We start from the raw sequence: 25,380 nt of genomic DNA, 5'->3' as shown, positions 1-25,380 counted from the left end.
GCTGTCCCGGCACACCTAGATGCCGGGCCCGGCGACACGGGCGTACGTCACGGCGTTGCTCGTGCCGCCTACGGTCGTCACGGTGACGTTGACCGCCCCGGCCGACCCAGCCGGGGCGGTCGCCGTCACCCAGCTGTCCGACACGACCGTGAACGCGGCGAGCGTGGAACCGAAGTGGACCGCGCTCGCCGTGGTCAGGCCGCTGCCGAACAGGGTGACCGTGTTGCCGCCGCCCAGCGGGCCCTGACCGGGGACCGCGCTGGTGAGGACGGGGACGGCGGCGTAGACATAGGTGACGCCGTTGCTGGTGCCGCCGGGCGTGGTCACCGTCACCTGCACCGCCCCGGCGGCCCCCGGCGGCGCCACCGCGGTGATCTGGATGGCGGAGACGACCGTGAAGGACGTGGCGGGGACGCCGCCGAAGGTGACGGCCGTCGCGCCCAGCAGGTTCGTCCCCGTCAGGGTGACGGCCGTGCCGCCGGAGGCCGGTCCGGAGGCGGGGGTGATGTCGCTGAGGGTGGGGACGCCGACGTAGAAGTAGGTGACGCCGTTGCTCACACCGCCCGGACCGGTCACCGTGATCTGCACCGGACCGGCGGTCCCCGGCGGGGCCACCGCCGTGATCTGGGTGGCCGAGACCACCGTGAACGACACCGCGGGCACGGAGCCGAAGTGCACGGCCGTGGCGCCGGTGAAGCCGCTGCCGGTCAGCGTCACCGTATTGCCGCCGCCGACCGGGCCCTGGCCCGGCGAGACCGCGCTCAGCACCGGACCGGCCGCGTACGTATAGGTGACGCCGTTGCTCGTACCGCCCGGGCCGGTCACCGTGATCTGCACCGGACCGGCGCTGCCCGGCGGGACGACCGCCGAGATCTGGGTGTTCGACACCACCGTGAACGACGACGCGTTCACCGCGCCGAAGCGGACGGCCGTGGCGCCGGTGAAGCCGCTGCCGGTCAGCGTCACCGTGTTGCCCCCGGCGGCCGGGCCCTGGTTCGGCGAGACGCCGCCCAGCACCGGGCTCGCCACATACGTATAGGTGACGCCGTTGCTCGTACCGCCCGGGCCGGTCACCGTGATCTGCACCGGACCGGCGCTCCCGGGCGGCGCGACCGCGGTGATCTGCGACGGCGAGACCACGGTGAACGACGCGACCACCGAACCGAACCGCACCGCCGTGGCCCCGGCGAGACCGCTGCCGGTCAGCGTCACCGTATTGCCCCCGGCGGCCGGGCCCTGGTTCGGCGAGGCCCCGCTCAGCACGGGGGCGGGGGTGGACGCGTAGGAGAACGCCACCCCGTTGCTCGTGCCGCCCGGGGTCGTCACCGTGACCAGGACGTTCCCGGATCCCGCCGGGGAGGTGGCGGTGATCTGGGTGGCGGACACGACGGTGAAGGCCGGGGCGAGGGTGGTGCCGAAGCGGACCGCCGTCGCCTGGTTGAAGTTGCTGCCGGTGATGGTCACGGCGGTCCCGCCTCCGGGTGATCCGGAGGCGGGACTGACGGAACTGATCACCGGAGGGGACGCCGCCGTTGCCGCGGGCGTGGCGAGCGCCGTGGAACCTGTCTCCTGGCCTGCGGCGTGAGGGATGCTCAACGTACTGCTCCTTCCGGCGGAACGTCCCAGAGGTGATCAGATACCGGGCGACGCGAGGTACTGGAACGGCGTCGCGGCCGTCGCGCTGCCCGCCGGGTTGGTGACGGTGATGTCGGCGGGGCCGGGCTGTCCGTCCGCCGTGGGCGGCGAGACCGCGGACACGGTGGTGGCGTTGACGACGCTGAACGGCGCCGCGATGCCGCCGAAGGTGACGGACTGCGTGGTGTCGAGGTTGGTGCCGGTGATGGTCACCGCGGTGCCGCCGGAGGCCGGGCCGGACGTGGGGGCGAAGCTGGTCACGGTGGGCACGTCCACATAGGTGTAGGACAGGCCGTTGTTGGTGCCGCCCGCGGTGGTGACGCTGACCCCGACGGACCCGGCCGCCGCGCCCGGGGGCACGGTGGCGGTGATGACGCTGTCGGAGACGACCGTGGGCGTCGCGTTGTTGGCGCCGAAGGCCACACCGGTGGCGGTCGAGAGCCCGGTGCCGGTGATGGTGACGGTGTTGCCGCCCGCGAGCGGCCCGGACGTGGCGCTGAGGCCGGACTTGAAGGGCGCGCCGACGTAGAAGAACGTCAGCGGGTTGCTGGTGCCGCCCGGCGTGGTCACGGTCACGGGGACCGCGCCGGTACCGGACGGCGAGGTCACCGTGACCGAGGTGGGTGTGTTGGCGGTGATGGTGGCGTTCTTGCTGCCGAACTTCACCGCGGAGGCGTTGGCGAGGTTCGTACCGGTGATGGTGACGGTCGTACCGCCGCCGGTCGACCCCTGGTTCGGAGAGATGGGCATGGCGTGTGCTCCCTGCTGAAGACTGAGCGGGCCGAAGCCCGAAGGTGGTTCAGAGGACGGAGGGGTGGAGGGACGGGCCGGACGGGTCGGGCCCGCTCGCGCTCGCAGGAGAAGTGCGATGTGCGCCGACCGGGTCGTTGGGGACGCCCGCCCGGCCCCCTCGCTCGGTACGCCTGGCGCCCGGGACCGACGAGGGTGCGGGGGCCGTTTCGCCGGGGACACCGGCGGAGGCCGTACCGCACATTTTCAGTAATCCATCGGAATGAGTCCGTCCACAAGAAGTGTGACGTCGCATCACTCGAATGGCGGGGCGTGCGACCGCCGCAGGTCGTCGCGGCCCTCGCGCCGGGCCCGCGAGGGCCGCGCGGGAGCGCGGCGAGCGGGCCTTTCGCAGCGCGGCGAGCGGGCCTTCCGGCGGCCACTCACCCGATCCCGTGACCCATCGGACGAAGGGGTCACTTCCGCACCCGGCGGGCGTATCCTCTTGCCGCATGGGGGAGGACACGGGCATTCCCGTCAAGGGGTGCCCCGCCGGGGGGCGTTGGCGGGTGCGCATCCGTAGCACGACCGGCGAGATCCTGGGCGCCGGAATCCTGCTGGGCGGCGACACCGTGCTGACGTGCGCCCATGTCATCCCGGACGACGGGCGCCCGGTGCCCGCCTCGCCGGTCCTCGTCGACCTGGTGCAGGTCCCCGACGCCGCCCCCGTGACCGCGCGGGTCGCCGCGGGCTGCTGGGTGCCCCGGCGCTCCGACGGATGCGGTGACATCGCGCTGCTGACGCTGGACCGGCCCCAGCCCGCCGAGCACGCCGCGCCCCTGTACCGGCTCTCGCCCGAGCCGCTGGGGCAGGTCCGGAATCTGGGCTTCCCGCTCCACAACGACGACGGCACCTGGTTCTACGCGAAGATCGCGGGCACCGTCGGCCCGCGCGCGGAGTGGCTGGAGCTGATCCCGGACTCCCCCGGGGACGTGGTGCGCCGCGGATGCAGCGGCGCCGGGGTGGAGGACGTGAAGACCGGCCATGTCATCGGGATGATCGTCAACCGCTACGACGACGCCCCCGACATCCCCGCCGACGAGCGCCGGCTGCGGTCGAACATGATCCACATCGAGACGATCCTGCGTCACCTCCCGCTCGTCCACCGCTTCGTGGGCGGCGACCCGGTGGTCGACGCCCGGCTCGTCTCCCGGCTCACCTCCGGTGTCCAGGACATCCCGTTCGCCCAGCGGCTCGCCCTGTGGCTGCGCCGCGCGTCCCTGGCCGGGCGGGCGGGCGGCATCGCGGACGTGGAGACGGTCGTCATCGCGCACGACGACAGCGGCCGCTACGAGGCGCTCAGCCGCGCCGTCACCCTCGCCGACCGCGAGCTGTCCGGGGGCGGCGACGACGAGGCGGTGTCCGCCGCCCCGCACGGCACCGTGCCGCCGCTGGGCAGCGTGGACCTGGCCCTCGACGTCACCGGCCGCACCGACACCGAGGTGGCCCGCCGGGTCGCCGACCGCATGGACCTGCGCTCCCCCGGCGACACCTCCCCGCTCAGCCGCGTCCGGGCCAACGCCGTCCCGCTGACCGTCGTGGCCGTCGGGCTCGACCGCGCGAGCGAACCGGAAGCGCTGATCCGCTTCATGAAGCTCCTCGCCGACCAGGGCGCCCGGCTGATGCTGGTCTTCCGCGACCCGCACGCCCCCGGACTACGGCTGGCCGAGCGGCTGTTCTGCCCCGACCCGGAACGCATCGACGCCTGGCTCGACGCACTGGCCGCCCAGGTCGCGGAGGCCACCGGCCTGGAGCGGGAGGCCACCGAATCCGGGGCCCGCGCCGCGTCGGACCCGGCGGAGGCCCCGGCCCTGCGCATCAACCTGACCCGGCTGCGCGACGACCCCGAGCTGCGCACCCACCACATCGTGGCCAAGCTGGCCGCGTTCGAGCACGCGGTCCTGGCGGTACGGGACCACGCCGAGACGGCCCTGCGCCGGGCCGACGCCCAGCGCGACGAGGTCAAGGAGCTGAAGGGCCTGCTGAACGCGTACGCGGCGCTGCTCGGCGCGAAGGCCGCGTCGGAGCGCCGCGAACTGTTCCCCCTCCAACGCGCCGCCCACCGCGAGTTGACCGCGGTGCCCTGCGACGTAGTGGCGGCGCGCCGCGCCGTAGACCGCTTCGTCCGGGCGGTGCACACGCCCCCGGGCGCGGAGGAGCCGCACGCGCCACCGCACCCGTCGCTGGGCGCCTCGCCGGGCGCCTCGCCGGAGGGAGACGCCCCATGACGGCCGCCGCGACGTGCCCGCGCCCCGACTGCCCCGGCGGCGGCCACGCCCCGATCAACGCCCGCGGCTTCTGCGCGGAATGCGGCCGCAGGCCCCGTACCGTCGTGCCGAGCCCGACCCCGCCCGGCACAGCCACCGGAACGGGCGCAGGGCCCACCACCGGCCCCGGCACGGCCGCAGGCGCAGGCGCCGACCCCAGCACGGGCACCAGCCGCGGTCCGAGCATCGGCACGAGCACAGGCGCAGGCACCGGCGCAGACCCCCGCACCCGCACGGGCCGACGCATCCGCTCCGGCGCGACCGCGGCCACCGATCGGGTCCGCCGTCGCGACGCCGCGCGGAAGTTCACGCTGGGGGCCGCCGGGGACGGGCTGCTGGATCTGCCCTGGGTCGAGCTGCCCTCGCTCACCGACCTCGTGCTCGACGATCCGCGGCCGCCGTCCCGGGGTCAGATCTGCGGGCGGCCGGGGTGCGAGGAGACCGTGGGCGCGCCGTACAACGGGGAGCCCGCGCTGGCCGCGGGGGTCTGTCCGCGGTGCCGCCACCCGTTCGACTTCACCCCTCGGCTGCGCCCCGGCGATCTGCTGGGCGACCAGTACAGGGTGATCGGCTGCGTCGCGTACGGCGGGCTCGGCTGGGTGTATCTCGCCGAGGACACCCAGCTCGACCGGCAGCCCGTCGCCATCAAGGGCCTGATCAACAACGAGGACGAGGCGGCGCTGCGGGCGGCGGTCGAGGAGCGCCGCTATCTGACGATGCTCGACCACCCCGGCATCGTCCGCATCATCAACTACGTCACCCAGCCGGAAGAGCCCGGCAGCGACCGGCTCACCGGCTACATCGTGATGGAGTTCGTCGGCGGCATGACGCTCGCCCAGATACGGGACGCCATCGCGGACGCGATGCCGCCGTACGACGGGCCCCGGCTGTACGAGCACATCCTGGCGTACGGCTGTCTGGTGCTGCGCGCGGTCGGCTATCTGCACGGCGAGCGGCTGCTGTACTGCGACCTCAAGCCGAGCAACGTGATGCACTACGAGAGCCGGGTCAAGGTCATCGACCTGGGCGCGGTCCGCCGCCTCGGGCAGCGGGGCGGCGATCCGCCCGTGATCACCGAGGGGTTCGCCTCCCCCGAGTCGCTGCGGGGCGGCCCGCTGACCGAGCGCCATGACCTGTACGGCGTCGGCGCGACGCTGCGGTCGCTGTCCGACAAGGCGCGGCGGCCCGCGCAGGCGCCGCCGGGGCTGGGCGCCGAGTCGTACCGGCGGGTGCTGGCCCGCGCCACCGCCCGCGATCCGCGGCGCCGGTTCGGGTCGGCGGCCGAGATGTCCGAGCAGCTGTGGGGCGTGCTGCGGGAGATCCACGCGCTGCGGCTGCGGGAGGAGCAGCCCGCGCCGTCCACGCTGTTCGCCCCGACCGCCGCGCTGCTGGACGCGGGGCTCGGCCGGATCCCGGGGCTCGAACACTGGCTGGACGGCGATCCGCGCCGGCCCCTCGCCCACGGGCTGCCGTCCCCTCGGCAGGTGCCGCCGGGGCTGCCGGTGCCGTTCCCGGACGCGTCGGACCCGGGCGCCGCCCTGCTCAACACCCCGACGGACAGCAGCCCGAGGCGGCTGATCGAGCAGCTGGGCGCGTTCCCGTACGCGTCGGCGGAGATCCGCTTCCGCAGCTGCCGCGCCTACCTCGACCTGGGGATGCGGGGCCGCGCGGACGCGGAGCTGACGGCCGCCGAGGAGATCATCGGCAGTGGCGCCGCGTACGACTGGCGGCCCGCCTGGCACCGCGCGCTGCTCCGGCTCGCGGGCGGCGCGGTGGCCGAGGCGCGACGCGCGTTCGACGCGGTGTACAGCGCGCTGCCCGGTGAGTACGCGCCCAAGCTGGCGCTGGGCTACTGCGCCGAGCACCTGGGCGACCACGAGGCGGCCAAGCGGTTCTACGAGGCGGTGTGGGAGCGCAACCGCTCCCAGGGCAGCGCCGCCTTCGGCCTGGCCCGGCTGCGGCTCGCCGCGGGCGACCGGGGCGGGGCGGCCGCCGTCCTCGGCGGGGTCCCGAAGGTCTCGCGCCACTACGACGCCGCCCGGATCGCGACCGTACGGGTGCTGGCGGGGCGGCTCGGCGAGCACCCGCGCGACCGGCCCACCGGCGAGGACCTGGTGGAGGTGCTGACCCGGCTGCCGCGGCTGTACCTCGACGACGGCCGCGCCCAGGGGCAGGCCCGGGACCGGCTCACCGCGGAGGTGCTGGAGGCCGCGCTCGACTGGGCGCCGCGACGGGACGCCGCGGGCGGTCCAGCCGACCCCGGGCTGCTGTTCGGCGAGGGGGACGACGAGCTGTCGGCGCGGTCCCGGCTCGAAGCGGTGCTGCGGCGGCTGGCCCGGCAGGCCGACAGCCCGGAGGCGCTGGGGGTGCTGGTCGACCGCGCCAACGCCATCCGGCCCATGACCGGCGTCTGACAGGCCAGGGGGACGAGGGGATCACATGAGCCAGGACCATCCGCGGCGGGAAGAGCGGGAAGAGCGGGAAGACGGCCCCGCCATCACGCTGCGCGTGCACCAGAACAAATACCTCCCGGCCGCCGCGGGCCCCGCCGAGATGCACGCCGTCATCGGCGTCGAGACCCGGGGACTTGGCCCGGCGGCGGCCCGTACCGCCGCCTCCGAGGTCATCGTCATCGACTGCTCCGGCTCGATGAGCTGGCCCCCGACGAAGATCGCGGCGGCCCGCCGGGCGACCGCGACCGCCGTCGGGATACTGCGCGACGGCACCCACTTCGCGATCATCGAGGGCACCGAACAGGCCCAGGTCGTCTACCCGTATCAGGGCGGCATGGCCGTCGCGGGCCCCGACACCCGGGCCGCCGCCGCCCGCGTCGCGGCCCGGCTGCCCGCGATCGGCGGCACGGCCATCGGCGCCTGGCTGGACCTCGCCCGCCGCCTCCACCTCAGCCGTTGCGCCACGATCCGGCACACCCTGCTGCTCACCGACGGCCGCAACGAGCACGACGCCGCCGGGTACCTTGACAAGGTGCTGGACGGCTGCGCCCCGCACTTCACCTGCGACGCGCGCGGCATCGGCGACGGCTGGGACGCCACCGAGCTGAAGGAGATCACGCGGCGGCTGCACGGCCGCGCCGACGCGGTGCTGGACGACGCGGCGCTGGCCGCCGAGTTCGAGGAGATGACGCGCGCCTCCATGGCCAAGGCCCTTTCCGGGGTGCGGATCCGGATCCGTACCCGGGCGGGCGGCCGGATCGCGTTCGTCAAGCAGGTGCACCCCACCCGGGCCGACCTCACCGCCGAGGGCACCCGGCCCGACGACCGCACGTGGGAGTGCCGCACCGGCGCGTGGGGCGACGAGTCCCGCGAATTCCATCTGTGCGTCCTCGCCGACCCCGGGGGCGATCCGATGGGCGAGGACGTCGAACTGGCCGCCGTCGACCTCGCCCTGGACGGCGATACGGACCTTCCGCCGCCGCCCGCCCAGTCCGTACTCGTCCAGTGGACCGACGACGTCCTGCTGTCCTCCCGCGTCGACCCCCGGCTGGCGCACTACGGGGCCGACTCCGACCTCGGGCACGCCATCACCGCGGGCTGCGACGCCTACGAGGCGGGCGACCGCGAGGAGGCCCGGCGGCAGTGGGGGCTCGCCGTGCGGCTCGCGCACGGGCTGGGCAGCGCCAAGATGCTGGAGCGGCTGGGCGGGCTGGTCCACATCACCGACGCGGCCACCGGCGAGGTGCGGATCAGGGAGCCCATCCGGCCGCTGGACCTCAACTCGGCGATGATCGTGACCGAGGAGAGCGTCCGCTTCACCGGCGCCCACGGCACCGGCGTCCCCGGCACCGCCCCCGCCGCGGCTCCCCCCGGCCCCGACCGGGTCTGCCCGTCCTGCCGCCGCACCGCGCCCGCCACCGCCGCGTACTGCCAAAAGTGCGACACCCCGCTGCGCCCGGAGGGCGTCTCATGAGCGTGGCCCGGCGCGCCGCGCGGGCTGGGCTGAGGAGCCGCGCAGCGACGAGGGAAGCCCGTGCGTCAGGGCGCGCCGGGGCTGAGCGGGCAAGAGAGGGCGGTACCCGCGCCTTCCTGGTGCGGCGGTTGACCGCGCTGCTCGTCGTCACGGCGGCGGCGGTGACCGCGCTGTTCGCCGCGTACTACGGCGTCAGCCGCAACACCACGGCGGTCAGCGACCGGTCGACCCCCGCGATCCTCCAGGTGGCCGCCGCGATCGACGCCCTCCACGTCGCCAACGCCAGGGCCGAGCTGAGCCTCGACGGTCCCACCACGGACGTCGAGGGGCTCGGCGAGGACTACCGCAACGAACTGTCCACGGCCAACCAGAGCCTGGCCCAGGCCGTCAAGAGCACCACCGGCGGCAAGGCGGCCCGGCAGTCGCTGCTCACCATCGCCGGGCTGGTCTCCTCGTACAGCGACATCATCGAGCAGGCGTATGTGAACCGCGGCAACGAGGATCTGCGCGACGCCTATCTGAGCTACGCCACGACCATGCTCATCCGGGACCACGACGGCATCCTGGCCCGGCTGGACACCGTGCAGGACGGGCAGCGGCGGGTGCTGCGCGCGCAGACCTCGTTCGGCTGGCTGCTGACGTTCGCCTGGTGGGTGCTGGTGCCCGCGCTGTTCCTCGCCCTCGGGGCGCTGCTGTGGCGCACCCAGCGCTATCTGCGGCACCGCTTCCGCAGGCTGGTCAACCCGTGGCTGGCCGCGGCGACCGTGCTGCTGATCGCGGTGATACCGCTGGGCTTCTTCACGGCGCAGACCCAGCAGCGGCTGGGCGAGGCGGGCGGCATCCTGCACCGCACGAACATCGGCTCCAGCGGCGGCGAGACCGCCGACAAGGTGGCGGAGACCATGCGGGGCACCCACTGGAGGGCCGGGGCGGTCGGCTGGATCCCGCTGGGCGGCGCGGTCCTCGCGGCGCTGATCCTCATCGGACTCCAGCCGCGCATCGACGAGTACCGGTTCCAGCCGCGATGAGCGCCCACACCCGCTCCTTCAACGTGACCGCGGCCGTCCTCGGGCTGTGGCTGCTGGTGCTGACCGCGGTCGGCGCGGGCGACACCGGCGGGCAGCGGTCACGCGGCAGCGTCAGCGTGCTGGCCACCTGGACCGGCGACGAGGCCGCGGCCTTCCGCGATCTGCTCACGTCGTTCACCGACGAGTCCGGCATCCGGGTCGACTACCAGGGCACCACCGCGCTGCGCGAGGTGCTGTCCTCGGAAGTGAAAGCGGGCACCCCGCCCGACATCGCCGTCCTGCCGAGCCCCGGCGAACTCGCCACCTACGCGGACGCCCCGCTGGTTCCGCTGCAGGAGGTGCTGCCCGCGCGCACCCTCGCCGCCTACGGCCCGCTGTGGAAACCCGCACCGCGCGGGGACGGCGCGGTCTACGGCATCGCGGTCAAGGCCGACCTGAAGAGCATCGTCTGGTACGACAAGAGCCGCCACGACGAGGAGGAGCTGCCCGCCCTCGCCGCACGGGGCGGCCAGTGGTGCGCCGGGATGGGCGGCGACGCGACCTCCGGCTGGCCGGGCACCGACTGGATCGAGGACATCCTGCTCCAGCAGCAGGGCAAGGCCGTCTACCAGGCGTGGGCGACCGGCGGCCTGGAGTGGACGGACCCCCGGATCGGGCGGGCGTGGCGGACCTGGGGCTCCCTGTTCGGGAAGGGCGCGGCGCGCACCGCGCTGCTCACGGACTTCCGGGACGCGGGCGGGAAGCTGTTCGCCGCGCGGCCCCCGTGCGCGCTGGAGCACCAGGGTTCGTTCATCCGCGGCGGCTACCCGCCGAAGGACCGCGCCCGGGCCTCGTTCGCGTTCTCCACCGGGCTGATCCCCGGGGCCGACCCGGACTCCACCGTCCGGGAGGTGTCCGCGGACTTCGCCACGATGTTCCACGAGACCCCGCAGTCGCGCCGCCTGCTGGCGTACCTCGCCTCGGCCGGGGCCCAGACCGCCTGGGCGAGCAACACCCCGGGCGGCCGCACCCGCCCCTTCTTCGCCAACAGCGAGGTCCCCGTCGAGGCGCAGCCCGACGACGGTGTGGCCCGGCCGATCGCCGAAGCGCTGGGGGACTCCCGCTCGCTGTGCCTGGACGCGTCCGACGCCATGCCGACCCGGATGCGGCTGGCCTTCCAGCGCGCCGCCCTCGCCTACCTCAGCGATGTCGCCAAGGGCCCGGGCTCGCTGCTGACCAGCCTGGAGAAGGTCCGCACCGAGCTGCACCAGGAGCGCGGAAGGCCCTGGCTGTCCACCGTGTGCGGGTGACAGCCAGGGCCCGGCCGGTCGTTACGGAGCCATCGCCTTCGGGCGGGGCCCGGGTCCTACGGAGCCATCTCCTCCGGGCAGGGCGTGCCGCGCGGCAGCTTGTACTTGCCCGCTATCCGGTAGGTGCCGGGGTGCGGGGCGTGCAGCACGGTCCACTCGTCCTCCGGCTCGCCCTCCTGGGTGTCCTCGACCCGCGTGGTCAGACAGCCCTGGCGGTTGACCGGCAGCCCCTGGCCCGGGTTCGCCTTCGGCGCCTTGATGCTGCGCCCCTTGGAGTCCACCAGGCCCAGCCACGGCGAGTACGGGATGCGGATCAGGACCGGCCCGCGCTCCCGCACCTTCAGGACCAGCTGGTCGGCGCCCGCCCGCTCCACGGTGGCGGGCGGGTCGGCGACCTGCGTCGGGTTCTTGACCTCGTACAGCTTCCAGTTGTCGTCCGACCACACCTGCCGCAGATACGGCAACTTGGCGTCCTCCAGCAGCCGGACTTCCTTCTCGGCCCCCTTGTCCGGGTCGTCGGCGGGCAGCACGACGAAGTGCACCGCCCAACGCTTGAGCCACGCGTGGTAGGTCGTGGGGGTGAGGGTGTCCTCGCCGTAGAAGATCGGGTTCCGGTCCAGGTCCCGCTGCCGGTTCCAGCCGCGCGCCAGGTTGACGTACGGAACGAACGCGGAGGACTCGCGGTGGCTGCGCACCGGCACCACCTCGACCCGGCCCTGGTCGACGTTCCCCCGCTTCAGCCGGTCCACCAGCGGCGCCAACTCACGGGCCCAGGACGCCGAGGGGGTGGTGTGGATGACGTCGTCGGCGGTCTTGGCGATCTGCCACACCGTGATCGTCGCGAGGGACAGCACCAGCGCGAGCCACCGCTGTCCGGCCCGCGTGGTGCGCAGCTCGGCGCGGGCGGGCCGGATGCGCGGCGCGGTCAGCGCGGCGATCACCACCACACCGCCGAAGATCATGCCCAGCCGGGAGATGTTGGTGCCGATCTGCGAGGGGATCAGCCAGGTGAGCACCACACCGAGCGAGTACAGCGCCGCGCCGACCCGCACCGTGCGCCACTCCGGCGGGGACAGCAGCCAGCCCGCGAGCCCGGCGGTCAGCGGCAGGATCACCGAGCCGATCGACATCGGCTGCTCACCGGAGAACGGGAACAGCCACGCGGACAGCGCGACCACCAGCACCGGCGTGACGCCGAGCGCGTACGCGGCCGGGCGACGCTTGGTCAGCCACAGCGCGGCCGCCACGATCCCCACGAACAGGCCCGCCACCGGGCTGGCCATGGTCGCCACCGCGGACAGCAGCGCGGCCAGCAGGAACCGCCCGGTCCGGTGATGCCAGTGCCGGGACCGCCAGCGCACCGGCCACGCGAAGATCACCGCCACCGCGGCGAGGCCGAACATCGCGCCGAGCCCGAAGGTCACCCGGCCCGAGATCGCGTTGCAGACCAGCGCGAACGCGCCGTACAGGGCGGGCCACATCGGCCGCGCCACCGAGCGGCTGCGGACCAGCAGCAGGGCGAGCAGCCCCGCGGACAGCGTCCCGGCGATCACCATGGTCGACCGCACGCCGAGGACCGCCATCAAATATGGCGAGATGACGCTGTACGACACCGGATGCATGCCGCCGTACCACGCCAGGTTGTACGCGGAGTCGGGGTGCTGGAGCGCGAACTCCGCCCAGGCGTCCTGCGCGGCCAGGTCGCCGCCGCTGTTCGCGAGCAGCGCCACCCACAGCAGGTGCAGCACCGCGGCGGCGGCCAGCGCGGCGGGCACCGGGCGGCGCAGAACGTCCCAGGCGCGCTGGAACACCCCGGTCCGGGCGGCGGTCTCACCCCCGCGTGTCGCCGCTCGATCGTCCGGCTCGGTGGGGTGGCGCTGCGCGGGCAGGCGTATTCGCGCCGCGGTGCTCTCCTCCGAGCTGCCGTTCTTGTCGGCCCGTGTCGGATCCACGGTGGTCACTGTGGCTCTCCCCGTCTTCCCCCGAGGTCTGCCCCTGTCATCTTCTCAACCTCGTACCGGTTCCCCACGGTTCGCCTCGGGTTCACCTCGGCGAGTCAGGTCAAGGGACATTCAGGCGACGCTAGCACGCGAGGTGGTTCGTCAGCGGTTACGGACACGGGCACCGGCGCGACCTCGCGCCGGTGCCCCTGGGGGGGTCTGGCCCCCCTGGTGCGTCAGGAGATACGGGTCAGCTTCGACCCGAACGACGGCTCGGACAAGTCATTTTCCAGCGCCACCGGCGCCTTGACCTGACCGGGCCCGGTGCCCACGGTCACCTCACCCACGACCGTGCCCGCCTTAGCGGTGTGCGGAATGGTTTTGCCACCGTCGCCGATCTTGATGTCGACGTTCAGCCCCGCCCAGCCGACCGCCTTCAGGTCCTTGGTGGCGACGACCGGCACCGTACCGCCGAGACCGTCGTCCACCTGCCCGACGACATCGCCCTTCTTGATGACGGTCGCCGAGGTCAGCGCGTCCTGCGCGGCGGTGATCAGCTTGTAGCTCTCCGTCTGCGCCAGCTGGAGGCTGGCGTCCAGCGTGGTGGGCGCGCGCTGTTCCAGCACGACCCCGAGGATCCGCTGCTTCTTGCCCTCGATCGTCCGCACCGCGCCCCACATCAGGGCGCCGCCGGCCGGGGTGGAGGACCCGGTCTTGATGCCGATCACACCGGGCTTCACCAGCAGGTTGTTGTTGTTGTAGATCTTGCCGTCGAGACCGGGGACCTCGGTGTTGGGCGTCGCCACGACCTCCCGGAACGCCTCGGACTCCATCGCCGCCTTCGCCAGCTTGAGCTGGTCGGCCGCGGTGGACTTGGTGGACTCCTTGAGCCCACTGGGGTCCGTGTAGGTGGTGTTCTTCATGCCCAGGCTCTTGGCCGCGTCGTTCATCTTCTTCGTGAACGCGTCCAGCGAACCCGCGTCCCAGCGGGCCAGCAGCCGGGCGATGTTGTTGCTGGAGTTGATCAGGAGCAGCTGGAGCAGCTGGTGCTGGGTGAAGCTCTGCCCCTCCTTGACCGACGCCCGCGACTCGTCGGCGGACCCCGACTCCTCGGCCGCCGTCGCGTCGATCTTGATGCGCGGGCCCTCCGCACCGGCCTTCAGCGGATGGTCCTTGAGCACCACGTAGGCCGTCATCACCTTGGTGACACTCGCGATCGGCACCGCCTTCTGCGCCCCCGACGTCCCCAGGCTGCCCACGCCCTGGACCTCGGCCGCGGACTGGCCCTCACCGGACCACGGCATGGCCAGCTTCTCGCCCTTGAACGTGTACGACGCGTCGGCCGTCAGCTTCAGCTCCGGCTCGGGCAGCGGCCGCACCGCCTGGGCGACCCCCAGGAGCACCACGAGCAGGATGGCCAGCGGCGTCCAGATCTTGACCCGCCGCACCGCCGTCCGGATCGGCGTCTCGGGCTTGGGCGGCCTGTTCGTCAGCTCCGCCAGCAGATCGAGCGGCGCGGGCTGTTTCCCGTCCGGCGTCTGCGGCGGCAGCGGCTGCTGCCGGGTGCGCTCGGTCTCGGGTACGTCGTCCGGCTTGGCCGGAGCCTTCGCGGACGCCTTCGCCGGTGCCTTCGGCTGTGCCTTCTGCGGCGCGGGGGCGTCGGAGGAGCGCAGGGGTACGAACTTGCTGGTGCGCTCGTTCTCGCCCTCGGACGGCTTGGTGCCCTTGCCGTCCTTGGCACCCTTGCCGCCCTTGTCCGCGTCGCTGGGGAGCGCCTTGATGGCGGTGGTCGGCTGGTCGACGTCCTTCTTCTTCTCCGGGAGCACGCCGAACGCGGCGGTGGGCCGGTCGACGGGCTTGTCGCCCTTGTCCCCCTTGTCGTCCACCTTGGGCGCGCGGAAGACGGCGGTCTTCTGGTCGACGGACGGCCGCGACGGCTTGTCGTCACCGTCACCGTCGTCCCCCGCCCAAGCAGGCCGCCGCCCACCGGACGCCCGCTTCTCATCACCGGACGCGGTGGCCTTGCCACGGTCGTCGGCGCCGGAGCCCGCCTTCCCGGAACCCTCGCCCTCGTCGCCCGACGCGCCCGCGTCGGGGGCGGCGTCCTCGCCGTCGGACGGCACCTTCGGCGCGCGGAACACCGCGGTCTTCTGGTCGACCGGCGCGTCCGACGCGGCGGCCTCGTCGTCGGAGTCGGCGTCACCCTTGGCGTCGGCGCCCGCCTTCCCCGGACGAGACGCCCCCGAGCCCTCGTCACCGGACGCGTCCGCGCCGTCCTTGGCGGCTGAGTCGTCGGCGTCGCCCTTGGTTACGGCCTTGCCCTTGGCAGCCGACGCGCCCGCGTCGCCCTTAGCACCCTTGGCGCCCTTGGTGCCCTTGGTGCCCTTGGTGCCCTTCGGGCCAGAGGCAGTCTTCTCAGAAGCTTCGGCGTCCGACGCGCCCGCGTCGGAGCCAGCCTTCGCCGTACGAGACGCCTCCGAATCCTCGCCCCCGGAAGCGTCCGCGCCACCCTTGGCCTTCCCTGAAGCCTCGCTCTCGTCGCCCGACACGTCCTCGCCGGAGGCGGCGTCCTCGCCGTCGGACGGCACCTTCGACGTGCGGAACACCGCGGTCTTCTGATCGACCGGCGCCTCCGAGGCGGCGTCCTCATCGCCCTCGCCCTTGGCGTCGGAATCGGCGCCGCCCTTGGCGCCCGCCTTCGACGGACGAGACGTGCCCGACCCCTCGCCGCTCGACGCGTCCGCGTCGTCCTTGGTCGCGGCGTCGTCCGACGCGTCCGCGTCGGAGGCGCCCGGCGCGTCCGACGACTCGCCCTCGGCCGCCGCCTCCGCATCCGCATCCGGTTCGTCCGACGCGACCCAGGCCGCGACAGCTTCCCGCAGCCGGGCGTCGCCCCCCTCCGGCTTGGCCGTTTCGCCGGATTCACCGGATTCGCCCGATTCATCCGTCACGTCCGACGAGGACGAATCCCCCTCAGACGCCACCCCAGGGCGGACCGGTAGCCCCGACTCGGTTTCCGTGCCACCGGATTCACTGTCTTCGCTTTCGCGAACACCAGACTCCGGACGCTCCGATTCCGGTTCCGTGGACGCCGTACCGGTCTCATCGGGAGCCGACTCGGACGCCTCCTCGGCGACGGCGATCGCCGAGCGCCCGCCCTCGGCCTCCCCCTCACGGGAGGCCGTGAGCCGCGGATCGCGTGCTCCCCTAGCCGTCTCCCCCGACGACTTCTGCTGATCCGACTTGCCGGGGGACTCGCCCGCCACCGATGCCTCCTCGATACGTCACACGGGACGCCGGGCGCCTCCTGGCGCCGCGTCCCGCATTACAACCATCAACCAGTGTCCTGTGTGCCCGGCGTACGGACGCGCAACGCCACCGCCGGAGAGCGCCTCAAGGTGATCGCTCACCCGCTAGACGAGAAAGACATACCTACCGGTTCCCACCCAAATCCCCCAGGCACTCTCGACAGACCAATGTGGCAGGGGTCACCCTGTCATTCATCCACGCGGGGAGGCATGGATGGGCAGGAGCCGCAGAACAATTCCGGAGGAGCTTCTGTTGCTCGCCCTGGACCCGACCACGGGTACCACGGCGCAGCCGCAGTCGCTCGACCTCGGTCTTGCCGGGGCACAGCTAGTAGAGCTGGCCTTGGCCGGACGGATAGCCCCTGACGGGGATCGTATCGCCGTGGTGCTGCCACGGCCGACTGGAGATCCAACTCTGGACTCCGCACTGGAGCTGCTGCGCCGTCGCGGCAGTCCGGTTCGGGCTGTCCACTGGATCGGCGGGCCCCGGCTGGGGCTGCGCCAGACGTATCTCACGCACCTGGAGCGGTGCGGCATGGTGCATGCCGTGGCGGGCCAGATGTGCGGGGTACTGCCGACGACTCGCTACCAGGCGACGGACACGGCGATCAGCCGGGAGATCAGGAACCGGCTGGACAGTGCGATCCGTACCGGCGTACCGCCGGACCCGCGGACCGCCGCGCTCGCCGCCCTGGCCCACGCGGTCGGGCTCGGCAAGCACTTGTATCCCGGGAACGAGGGGCGCTCGTCGCGCTCCAGGCTCCGGGATCTGATCAGGCACGACCCGATGGGCGGTCTGGTGGCGCACGCCGTGATGGACGTGCAGAACGGTGTCGCGGCGCAGCCACGACGCGCACCGGCCCCGGGCCGACAGCCGGGAGCACGCGCCGCGGAGCCCGCGGCCGGGGTTCCGGCCCAGCCGTCCCGCCGCGGGAGCATGGCCCGCGTCGGAGCGCGCTGACCCGTCACCAGGAGGCCCCCAGGGGGCCTCAGGAGGCCACGGGACCCCCGTGACGACTCCCGCTCCACCCAGCGGACCAAAGAAGCACCACAGGGCACCACAGGGCATTCACAGGGCACCAAGCGGGCTCGCCAGAGCCCGCAGAACCGATACGGCACCACCGAGCACCATTCCGCTCCACCGACCGCACCGCAGCCCCCACCGACCCGGTACGGGAGCCGCTGAAGCGCGGGGTGGTGGGACGGCCGTTCCGGACGACCGGCCGTCCCGCCGCCCCGCGCGTGCGTTCGATCGCCCTTTGTACGGTCTTTGTCGGGCCATTTCCCAGCGCGGCCGGGTCCGGTAGTGGGAGGCTGCTGAACAGCAGGTATCAGCAGTACGAAGCCGGAGGTGCACGTCCCGTGACATCGAACGTCGGCCCCACTGTCCGGCGACGCCGGTTGGGCCAGGAACTGCGCAGGCTCCGCCAGGAGAAGGGCATGACGGCGGAGGAGGTGGCGGAGGAGCTGATGGTCTCCCAGTCGAAGATCAGCAGACTGGAGAACGGCCGTCGCAGCATCAGCCAGCGCGATGTGCGCGACCTCTGCCGGACCTACAAGGTCGAAGACAAGGCGCTGGTAGATTCCCTGATGCAAATGGCGAAGGAGTCCCGCCAGCAGGGCTGGTGGAACGCCTTCGGCGACGTCCCCTACAGCGTCTACATCGGCTTCGAGACGGACGCGGCGTCGCTGCGGGTCTACGAACCCCAGGTGATGCCGGGCCTGTTGCAGACCCCGGAGTACGCCGAGGCGGTCATCAGCGGGGCGCTGCCCGAGGTCGCCGCGGACCAGATCGGCCAGCGGGTGCAGGTGCGTCTGCGGCGGCAGGAGCGGATCACCGATCCGCTGGCCCCGCTGCGGCTGTGGGCCGTGGTGGACGAGGCCGCGATGCGGCGCGTGGTCGGCGACCACAAGATCATGAGCGATCAGCTGGAGTATCTGGTCCGCATGAGCCACGAGCCCCACGTGACGGTGCAGGCGCTGCCGTTCGGCATGGGCTCGCACCCGGGCATGAGCGGGCAGTTCACCATCCTGGAGTTCTCGGATGAGTCGGACACGAGCGTCGTCTATCTGGAGGGCGTGACGAGCGACCTCTATCTGGAGAAGCTCACCGATGTGCAGAGCTACAGCATGATGTACGAGCATCTGCGGGCCCAGGCGCTCAACGTGGACCAGAGCCGCCAGTTCATCACCGAGGTCGCTCAGGACCACGCGCGTCGGCACGGGGAGGGCTGACGACGCCGGTCGAGAGCGAGGGCGGAGCGTACACCTCCGACCCCTGCCGTGGAAGGGGCCGGTGGAATATGCCACCCGGTCGAGTGAATGGCCACCTTTCCTGACGATGTTGACGAGTAACGTCGGCCTCACCTCCAAACGGGGGTGCATCTCCTCAACACACCGCATCGGAGCAATTGTGTCCATTCAGCAGGGAAAGACGAGTACGTGGGTGAAATCCTCGTACTCCGCAGGAAACGGCGCTTGCGTAGAGGTCGCCTCCCCGGTCGTCGATGAGATCGCCGTGCGCGACTCCAAGGACCCGCAGGGACCGACGCTCAGCTTCGCCCCCGCCTCCTGGTCGGCCTTTGTCGCCGATGTCCACGGCGGAGCCTTCGACCTCGGCTGATCCTGCTGTTCGACCGGCCGCGGCAGCGCGGTCCGGCTCCGCAGAACCGCAGTTTCGCGGCATTTCGCCGCATCGCCACCGAGCCCTCTCGACCGGCCGCCGTCCCTGCCGAGAGGGCTCGTCGCATTTCTGCTTCGCTCGCCTTTCGCCAGCCGTCATCGGAGTTCCGCGACATAGCGGTCCGTACCGGGAATCGTCGGAATGAAAGGCGCGACGAATTCCACCCGGCCCAGCCCGGACCGCTCCACATCGGTGTCGAGACCCGTGAAGAATTCCTCCCAGCATTCACGTGGATCGCCCTGCAGGAACCAGAGCAGGGTCAGCCTGGTGTCGACGCCCTCCACCTGCTTGACGTACGCCATCCGGTCCGACGGCAGCGGGGTCGGACGGAAGACGGTCACCATCGCGGCGGGCGAACCGGACAGGCGGCGGGGCAGATGACGGGCCGTGAGCCAGTCGAGCAGCTTGTCGCGCCGCCCGGGGCTCTCGCTCTCGACGACCTCCAGGACCAGCCCGGCGTACGGGTGGTCGAGGGCATGGTGGTCGCGCGGCCCGGCCGCCCCGTCCCGGTAGACGGTCGCCTCGCGGTCGTGGAAGGCCGTCAGGACGTGCGTACGCTCCTGGAAGACCCGGCCGTCCCGGTTCAGCCGCTTGTTGATGCCGACCGTCCACCGCATGTGCTCCGCGTAGCGATCCTCGGTGAGCCAGTAGACGGTGAGGTAACAGCCCGCGGTGACCGGCTGGGCGACCGCCGACTTCTCCGGGTAGCGCAGCAGTTGGAGGTCGCGGGTGGCGACCCAGCGGCGGCCCGCGTAGATCCAGGGCATGGCCATGGCGCCCGCGATGAAGTGATCGTCCTCGTACCAGCGGTTGTACGCGTACTCCTGGCCCGGATGCGGCTCGACCATCGTGATCAGGGCGTGCCCCGGGCGCACCCCGTAGGGGCCCACGGAGGCCAGTTCCCCATACCGCGCGGCGAACGTGTCCTCCAGGCCGCCGCGTGTGCCCTCGCTCGCGTCGCTCGTCGTCATGCCCATCAGGTGTAGCTGACGCGGCGTCAGCTGTGGAGGGGTGGTGCGGCAGAATGCGCCACCCTCCGGCGGATGGGCCCGCGGTATGGCCATATCCACTCCGCGCGCCTAGCCTGACGCCGCGTCAGCCCCGACGAGACCGAGGAGGCCCCATGCTCAGCGGCAGAACGGTCATCGTCTCCGGCGTCGGCCCCGGCCTCGGCCACCGCGTCGCCGCCGCGTGCCTGCGCGAGGGCGCCAACGTGGCGCTCGGGGCGCGCACCGGGGAGCGGCTGGCCCAGGCCGCGGGGGAACTCGACCCGGACGGCACGCGCACCGCCCACCGGGCCACCGACATCGCGGACGAGGCCCAGTGCGAGGCGCTCGCCGCGCTCGCCCTGGACCGCTTCGGCCGGATCGACGCCGTGGTCAACGTGGCAGCACTGGACAGCCACTTCGGCGGCCTGGAGGACGCCGACTTCGCGTCCTGGGGGCGCGTGGTGGACGTCAACCTGTTCGGGACGCTGCGGATGACCCGGGCCTGCCTCCCCGCCCTCAAACGGAACGGCGGCGCGGTGGTGCTCATCGGCACCCAGTCGTCGGTCGCCGCCCCCTCCGAGGTGCGGCAGGCGGCGTACGCGGCGTCCAAAGGGGCGCTCACCTCGGCGATGTACTCGCTCGCGCGCGAGCTGGGCCCGCACCGGATCCGGGTCAACACCGTGCAGCCCGGCTGGATGTGGGGTCCGCCGGTGCGGGCGTACGTCCAGTTCGCCGCGCACACGGAAGGGCTGCCCGAGGCCGAGATAGAGCAGCGGCTGGCGGGCCGGATGGCGTTGCCCGATCTGGCGACGGACGGCGATGTGGCGGAGGCCGCGGTGTTCCTGGCCTCCGACCGGGCCCGGGCGATCACCGGGCAGTCGCTGCTGGTGAACGCCGGTGAAGTGATGCGTTAGCGCGACTCCTGTCCGGCCTTTCGGGATCCCGCTCCCGTACCGACCCATCGATGCGTGGGTGTGCGTCTGACGAAGTGCCCGCTCATGGTGGATTCGCGGACGCGTGCACGACAACGCCCCGTCAGGTCAAGAAAGCGTAAAATCGTTCTTCTTTCTGATTTCTGTTCACACTCGTGACCTCTCGAACCCTTGACCGGCCGCCCGAACAAGCGGTTCAATCCCGGAAGTACCCCGCTCCCGCTCGGGGGAACCGCCCCAAGAGAACGTCGCGGCGAAGTGCGCTCCCGTTCACAAGGCGGACCCCTGGGAGGGGACATGAACAGTCTGGACTGGGCTGTACTCATCGCATACTTCGGCGTCATGGTCGGCATCGGCGTCTGGTCCCACAAACGCGTGGACAACGTCAGCGACTTCTTCACCGCGGGCGGCAAGATGCCCTGGTGGCTGTCGGGCATCTCGCACCACATGTCCGGCTACAGCGCCGTGATGTTCACCGGTTACGCGGCCATCGCCTACCAATACGGCATCACCTCCTATGTCACCTGGTCCTTCCCCATCGCCATCGGCATCGCGATCGGCGCGAACCTCTTCGCGCCGCGCCTGAACCGGGTGCGCAGCAAATTGCGCGTCGCCTCGCCCCTCGAATACCTCAAGAACCGCTACAACCTGCCCACCCAGCAGGCGCTGGCCTGGTCCGGGGTGCTGCTGAAGATCGTGGACGTGGGCGCCAAGTGGGCGGCCATCGCCACCCTGCTCTCCATCTTCACCGGCGTCTCGCTCAACCAGGGCATCCTGATCACGGGCGCGGTCACCGCCGTCTACTGCACCGTCGGCGGGCTGTGGGCCGACGCGCTCACCGAACTCGGCCAGTTCGTCATCCAGTTCGTGGCGGGCATCGCGATGCTGATCGCCGTGCTGAACGAACTGGACGGCTTCAGCACCTTCTGGACCGTCTGGGACGACCTGCCCGACACCCACACCGAGCCGACCGTGGGCCCGTACACGCTGATCTTCCTGCTCTCCTACCTCTTCATCAAGACGTTCGAGTACAACGGCGGCATGTGGAACCAGGCGCAGCGCTACATGGCCACCGACAGCGCCCACTCCGCCAAGCGCTCGGCCCGGCTGTCGGCCGTCCTGTGGTTCGTCTGGCCGCTGGTGCTGTTCTTCCCGATGTGGGTCGCGCCGCTGATCATCAAGACGGACAAGCCCGCCGACTCGTACGCGCAGATGGCCGAACACCTGCTGCCGCACGGTCTGCTGGGCCTGGTCATCGTCGGCTTCTTCTCGCACACCATGGCGATGTGCTCCTCGGACGCCAACGCGATCGCCGCGGTGGTGACCCGCGACATCATGCCCGCGATCTTCAAGTCCGTGCGGCAGTGGAGCACCCGCACCGGGCTGCTCGCCGCCCGCTACACCACGCTGCTCTTCCTCGCCTTGTCCATGGCCATCGCCACCCAGGTGAACTCGGACTTCTTCGGCGACATCATCACCGTGGTCATCAAATGGGTCGCCGGTCTGATGGGGCCGATCGCGATCCCGCTGATGCTCGGCATGCTGCGGGCCTTCCGCAAGTCCGGGCCGACGGCGGCGCTCACCAGCTGGGCGCTGGGCCTGATCGCCTTCTACCTGGTCAACTACCCGATCAACGACGCGGTCGAAGGCGGCGTCAACCTGGAGTACCAGGTCGCCGTCCCGCTCGCGGTCTCGCTCGTGCTCTTCATCGTCATCGGCTACGTGAAGCCGGAGGACACCCCAGAGCGCGACGCCATCCTCGCCTCGCTCAACTCGGATGACGACGGACCGGGTTCGGCGGGTGCCGCGCGGACCGTTCCGGCGCAGGGCACCGAGGGTCGTAAGACGGTCGCCGGCGCGTCCGACTGACAACTCTCCCCGGGCCCCGGTCACCCGCTCGCTCACGGGTGGCCGGGGCCCGCTGCTGTCCGCTGAGCCGGATCCGCAGCGGAAGCGATCTTGAGGTTCCGTAGCGCAGCTTTACGAGACGTACAGGCAACCATCGCCCCAGCTGGGGCCATCATCCGGAACGTACTATCGTCGGCTGCCTGTGCCGTCTGCCGCCTCATGCACCTCTGGAGCGACCTCCGTGACCGCGACACAGATGATCACCCGGCGTCCCACCCTGTGCGCGGCGGTGTTCTGTCTGCTGTCCTTCACGGGCTTCTGGATCGCGCAGCGCGCCGCCCAGGTCTCCATGGCCGACCTGCTGGTCTACCAGGCCGAGGGGTGGACCGTACGGAACGCGGCGGATCTGTATGACATGCGGGCGACCGCGCACCATCTGCCCAATACCTATCCGCCGTTCGCGGCCATGCTGTTCACCCCGCTGACCGTCATGGGCACGGGCGTCCTGCGCACCTTCGGCACCGCCGTCAACCTGGTCCTGATGGTCGGCCTGGCCCATCTGTCGCTGCGGCTCGTGGGCCGCCCGCGCCGGGCGCCGCGCGCCGCCGCCGTCCTGTCCCTGGCCGGGGTCGCGGTGTGGTGCGAACCGGTGTGGACGACCCTGCGCTACGGCCAGATCAACCTGGCTGTCGCCGTCCTGGTGCTGTGGGACCTGACCCGCCGGGAGGGCCACCGCTGGGCCGGGTTCGGCACCGGCATCGCAACCGGGATCAAGCTGACCCCCGGGCTCTTCGTGGTCTTCCTCGCGGCCGCCGGGCTGATCGACGCCATCCGGCGGCAGCGGGCCGGGCACGGCCCGCGGAGCGACCACCTGCGGCGGGCGGGCGTCGCCACCGGCGCCTTCGTCTGGACGGTCGTCCTGTCGGTGGTGGCGCTGCCGTACGACTCGCACCGCTTCTGGACCCAGGTGCTGTTCGCCACCGACCGGCCCGGCGACGTCGAGGGCGCGGGCAACCAGAACCTGCGCGGCGCCCTCGCCCGCCTCCTGCACACCCCCGACCCCGGCCTGTGGTGGCTCGCCGCCGCCGCGCTGATCGGCTGCGTCGGCCTGGCCACCGCCGTCGCCGCCCAGCTCGCCGACGACCGCGCCCTCCCCCACGCCCGCGCCTGGGCCGCCGTGACCTGCGCCGTCACCGCCCTGCTGGTCAGTCCGGTCTCCTGGTCCCACCACTGGGTGTGGGCGGTCCCGATGGTGCTGCTGCTCGCCGTCGAGACGTTCCGCCGGGCGTCCCGGGCCTGGGCGGGCTGCACGGCCCTGACCGGGCTGCTCTTCTGCTCCTTCATGATCTGGTACGCCCCGCACAGCGTGAAACAGCGGGTCGAACTGCACCAGACGCCCCCACAGATGCTGATGACCGCCGTCTACCCGATCATCGGCACCGCCTTCCTGGCGACGGCGGCCTGGGTCATCTACCGCGCCCCGCGCGGCAGCGGCGATACCCCCGCTCAGCCCGTGGAGCCCCGTCGTCCCACGGCGCGAACGCTCACGCGCGCGGGTAGCGGCTGAGCCAGGCGGGGGCCGAGTTCTCGGGGCTGTGCAGGGCGGGGCCCTGGGTCATCTCCATCGCGAAGTCGTCCGCCAGCTCCAGGATCGTGCCGCGCCCCTCCACCTCGGCGAGCCACCCGGGCGGCAGCGCCGTCTCGCCGTGCAGCACGCCCAGCAGATTGCCGCAGACCGCCGCCGTGGAGTCGCTGTCCCCGCCGTGGTTGACGGCGAGCAGCAGACCGTGCCGTACGTCCTCGGCGACCAGGGCGCAGTACAGCCCCATGGCCAGCGCCTCCTCGCCGGTCCAGCCCTCGCCGAGCGATTCGACGCGCTCGGGCGTCGGCAGCCCCTGGCGTACGGCGCCGAGCGCGCGCCGCAGCGCGTCCGTGGTCTCCTCGTGGCCGGGGCGGCCCGCCAAGTGGGCCAGGGCGCGCTGGACGGCGCCGTCCAGCGCCTCGCCGCGCGCCAGCCCGTGAACGATGAGGGAAAACGCGCCCGCCGCGAGGTAGCCGGTGGGGTGGCCGTGGGTCTGGGCCGCGCACTCGATGGCCAGCTGGAACACCAGCTGCGGCTCCCAGCCCACGAGCAGCCCGAACGGCGCGGAGCGCATGACGGCGCCGCAGCCCTTGGAATCGGGGTTCTTGGGCGCCTCCAGGGTGCCCATGGTCGCGTCCCCGAGCCCGGTCAGACAGGCCCGCCCCGGGGCGCGCTGGGCGTACAGCCACTCCTCGCGGGCCAGCCAGCCGTCGTCCGCGCGGCGCTCGTCGGGGCCCCAGTCGCGCTGGGTGGCGTACCAGCGGCGGTGCGCGGAGTGGACGTCGGTGGGCGGGTGCCAGGCGCCGGTGTCGCGGCGCACCTGGGCGCGTATCAGGCCGTCCACGGTGAACAGCGTCATCTGGGTGTCGTCGGTGACCGCGCCGCGCCGCCCGTACGCGGGCAGGAAGTCCGTCACGCCCTGCGGGCCGTGATTCGCCCGGATGTCGGCCAGCGAGGAGAACTCCACGGCCGCCCCCAGGGCGTCCCCGATCGCTCCGCCGAGCAGACAGCCGCGTACCCGGCTGCGGAAGTCCTGCTGTTCGGCGCGACCCCATACGCCGGTCGCTGCGCTGGCGATTGCGGTCACGACCTTTCCCCTTTTCTTCGACACGTGTATGGCCCGGGAGTGCCTTTGAACTGTAAGGGACACTCTTTGATCGCTT

The 25,380-nt window shown here is 72.3% G+C and carries 17 protein-coding genes; 11 read left to right on the top strand and 6 right to left on the bottom strand.

The genetic code is table 11. The features are described from left to right. Nucleotides 1-15 precede the first annotated feature (15 nt). Together ACZ6CL_RS28970 and ACZ6CL_RS28965 are read right to left on the bottom strand one after the other, a co-directional pair. On the bottom strand, nucleotides 16-1,596 hold the full coding sequence (locus ACZ6CL_RS28970) for a beta strand repeat-containing protein (RefSeq protein ID WP_468940684.1): 1,581 nt from the start codon (nucleotides 1,594-1,596) through the stop codon (nucleotides 16-18). Nucleotides 1,597-1,632: 36 nt separating this feature from the next. After that, entirely contained in the window at nucleotides 1,633-2,385 is a 753-nt protein-coding gene (locus ACZ6CL_RS28965) for an IPT/TIG domain-containing protein (RefSeq protein ID WP_468940682.1), read from the bottom strand. 491 nt (nucleotides 2,386-2,876) lie between these two features. On the opposite strand from ACZ6CL_RS28965, the gene ACZ6CL_RS28960 reads away from it, so the two are divergent. The 5 genes from ACZ6CL_RS28960 to ACZ6CL_RS28940 all read left to right on the top strand — a co-directional run bounded on the left by ACZ6CL_RS28960 (nucleotide 2,877) and on the right by ACZ6CL_RS28940 (nucleotide 10,935). Then, nucleotides 2,877-4,652 (top strand): trypsin-like peptidase domain-containing protein, encoded by a 1,776-nt coding sequence (locus ACZ6CL_RS28960; protein ID WP_468940679.1) that lies wholly within the window; start codon nucleotides 2,877-2,879, stop codon nucleotides 4,650-4,652. After that, nucleotides 4,649-7,105, top strand: coding sequence for a serine/threonine-protein kinase (locus tag ACZ6CL_RS28955; protein WP_468940675.1), 2,457 nt, complete (start codon nucleotides 4,649-4,651; stop codon nucleotides 7,103-7,105). Before ACZ6CL_RS28960 ends, ACZ6CL_RS28955 begins: the two co-directional genes overlap by 4 nt. A gap of 25 nt (nucleotides 7,106-7,130) precedes the next feature. After that, a complete protein-coding gene (locus ACZ6CL_RS28950) occupies nucleotides 7,131-8,618 on the top strand; it encodes a VWA domain-containing protein (RefSeq protein WP_468940673.1) in 1,488 nt (495 codons plus the stop codon). 119 nt (nucleotides 8,619-8,737) lie between these two features. Beyond that, on the top strand, nucleotides 8,738-9,646 hold the full coding sequence (locus ACZ6CL_RS28945) for a hypothetical protein (protein ID WP_468940672.1): 909 nt from the start codon (nucleotides 8,738-8,740) through the stop codon (nucleotides 9,644-9,646). Beyond that, entirely contained in the window at nucleotides 9,643-10,935 is a 1,293-nt protein-coding gene (locus tag ACZ6CL_RS28940) for an ABC transporter substrate-binding protein (protein ID WP_468940670.1), read from the top strand. The genes ACZ6CL_RS28945 and ACZ6CL_RS28940 overlap by 4 nt, the downstream gene beginning before the upstream one ends. Nucleotides 10,936-10,991: 56 nt before the next feature. Here ACZ6CL_RS28940 and ACZ6CL_RS28935 read toward each other — a convergent pair whose 3' ends face one another. Further along, nucleotides 10,992-12,896 (bottom strand): MFS transporter, encoded by a 1,905-nt coding sequence (locus ACZ6CL_RS28935; RefSeq protein WP_468940667.1) that lies wholly within the window; start codon nucleotides 12,894-12,896, stop codon nucleotides 10,992-10,994. A 215-nt stretch (nucleotides 12,897-13,111) separates the two neighbouring features. Further along, entirely contained in the window at nucleotides 13,112-15,826 is a 2,715-nt protein-coding gene (locus ACZ6CL_RS28930; protein WP_468940665.1) for a D-alanyl-D-alanine carboxypeptidase, read from the bottom strand. Nucleotides 15,827-16,397: 571 nt separating this feature from the next. Here ACZ6CL_RS28930 and ACZ6CL_RS28925 point away from each other — a divergent pair. From ACZ6CL_RS28925 to ACZ6CL_RS28915, 3 genes are all read left to right on the top strand, one after another. Then, a complete protein-coding gene (locus ACZ6CL_RS28925) occupies nucleotides 16,398-17,144 on the top strand; it encodes a GOLPH3/VPS74 family protein (protein ID WP_468940663.1) in 747 nt (248 codons plus the stop codon). 401 nt (nucleotides 17,145-17,545) lie between these two features. Then, nucleotides 17,546-18,418 carry a helix-turn-helix domain-containing protein gene (locus tag ACZ6CL_RS28920; RefSeq protein WP_468940660.1) on the top strand — a complete coding sequence of 291 codons (873 nt, stop codon included), beginning with the start codon at nucleotides 17,546-17,548 and terminating at the stop codon, nucleotides 18,416-18,418. 178 nt (nucleotides 18,419-18,596) lie between these two features. After that, nucleotides 18,597-18,806, top strand: a complete 210-nt coding sequence (locus tag ACZ6CL_RS28915; protein WP_009715701.1) for a DUF397 domain-containing protein — start codon at nucleotides 18,597-18,599, stop codon at nucleotides 18,804-18,806. A 155-nt stretch (nucleotides 18,807-18,961) separates the two neighbouring features. Here ACZ6CL_RS28915 and ACZ6CL_RS28910 read toward each other — a convergent pair whose 3' ends face one another. Then, nucleotides 18,962-19,843: a hypothetical protein gene (locus ACZ6CL_RS28910; protein WP_468940657.1), complete on the bottom strand. Its 882-nt coding sequence runs from the start codon at nucleotides 19,841-19,843 to the stop codon at nucleotides 18,962-18,964. 146 nt (nucleotides 19,844-19,989) lie between these two features. Between ACZ6CL_RS28910 and ACZ6CL_RS28905 the strand changes: the two genes are divergently transcribed. The 3 genes from ACZ6CL_RS28905 to ACZ6CL_RS28895 all read left to right on the top strand — a co-directional run bounded on the left by ACZ6CL_RS28905 (nucleotide 19,990) and on the right by ACZ6CL_RS28895 (nucleotide 24,202). Continuing rightward, nucleotides 19,990-20,769 (top strand): SDR family oxidoreductase, encoded by a 780-nt coding sequence (locus ACZ6CL_RS28905; RefSeq protein ID WP_468940654.1) that lies wholly within the window; start codon nucleotides 19,990-19,992, stop codon nucleotides 20,767-20,769. 315 nt (nucleotides 20,770-21,084) lie between these two features. Further along, complete coding sequence (locus ACZ6CL_RS28900; protein ID WP_468940651.1) at nucleotides 21,085-22,656, top strand: sodium:solute symporter family protein; 1,572 nt, start codon at nucleotides 21,085-21,087, stop codon at nucleotides 22,654-22,656. A 220-nt stretch (nucleotides 22,657-22,876) separates the two neighbouring features. Next, complete coding sequence (locus ACZ6CL_RS28895) at nucleotides 22,877-24,202, top strand: glycosyltransferase 87 family protein (RefSeq protein WP_468940648.1); 1,326 nt, start codon at nucleotides 22,877-22,879, stop codon at nucleotides 24,200-24,202. Here ACZ6CL_RS28895 and ACZ6CL_RS28890 read toward each other — a convergent pair. Further along, nucleotides 24,180-25,304, bottom strand: coding sequence for an ADP-ribosylglycohydrolase family protein (locus ACZ6CL_RS28890; RefSeq protein ID WP_468940646.1), 1,125 nt, complete (start codon nucleotides 25,302-25,304; stop codon nucleotides 24,180-24,182). The genes ACZ6CL_RS28895 and ACZ6CL_RS28890 overlap by 23 nt on opposite strands. Between the last annotated feature and the right edge of the window lie 76 nt (nucleotides 25,305-25,380).

Source organism: Streptomyces sp. NPDC041200, assembly GCF_055591805.1.
The sequence above is the reverse complement of the archived record's forward strand: the minus strand, read 5'-3'. Positions and strand labels throughout refer to the sequence as shown.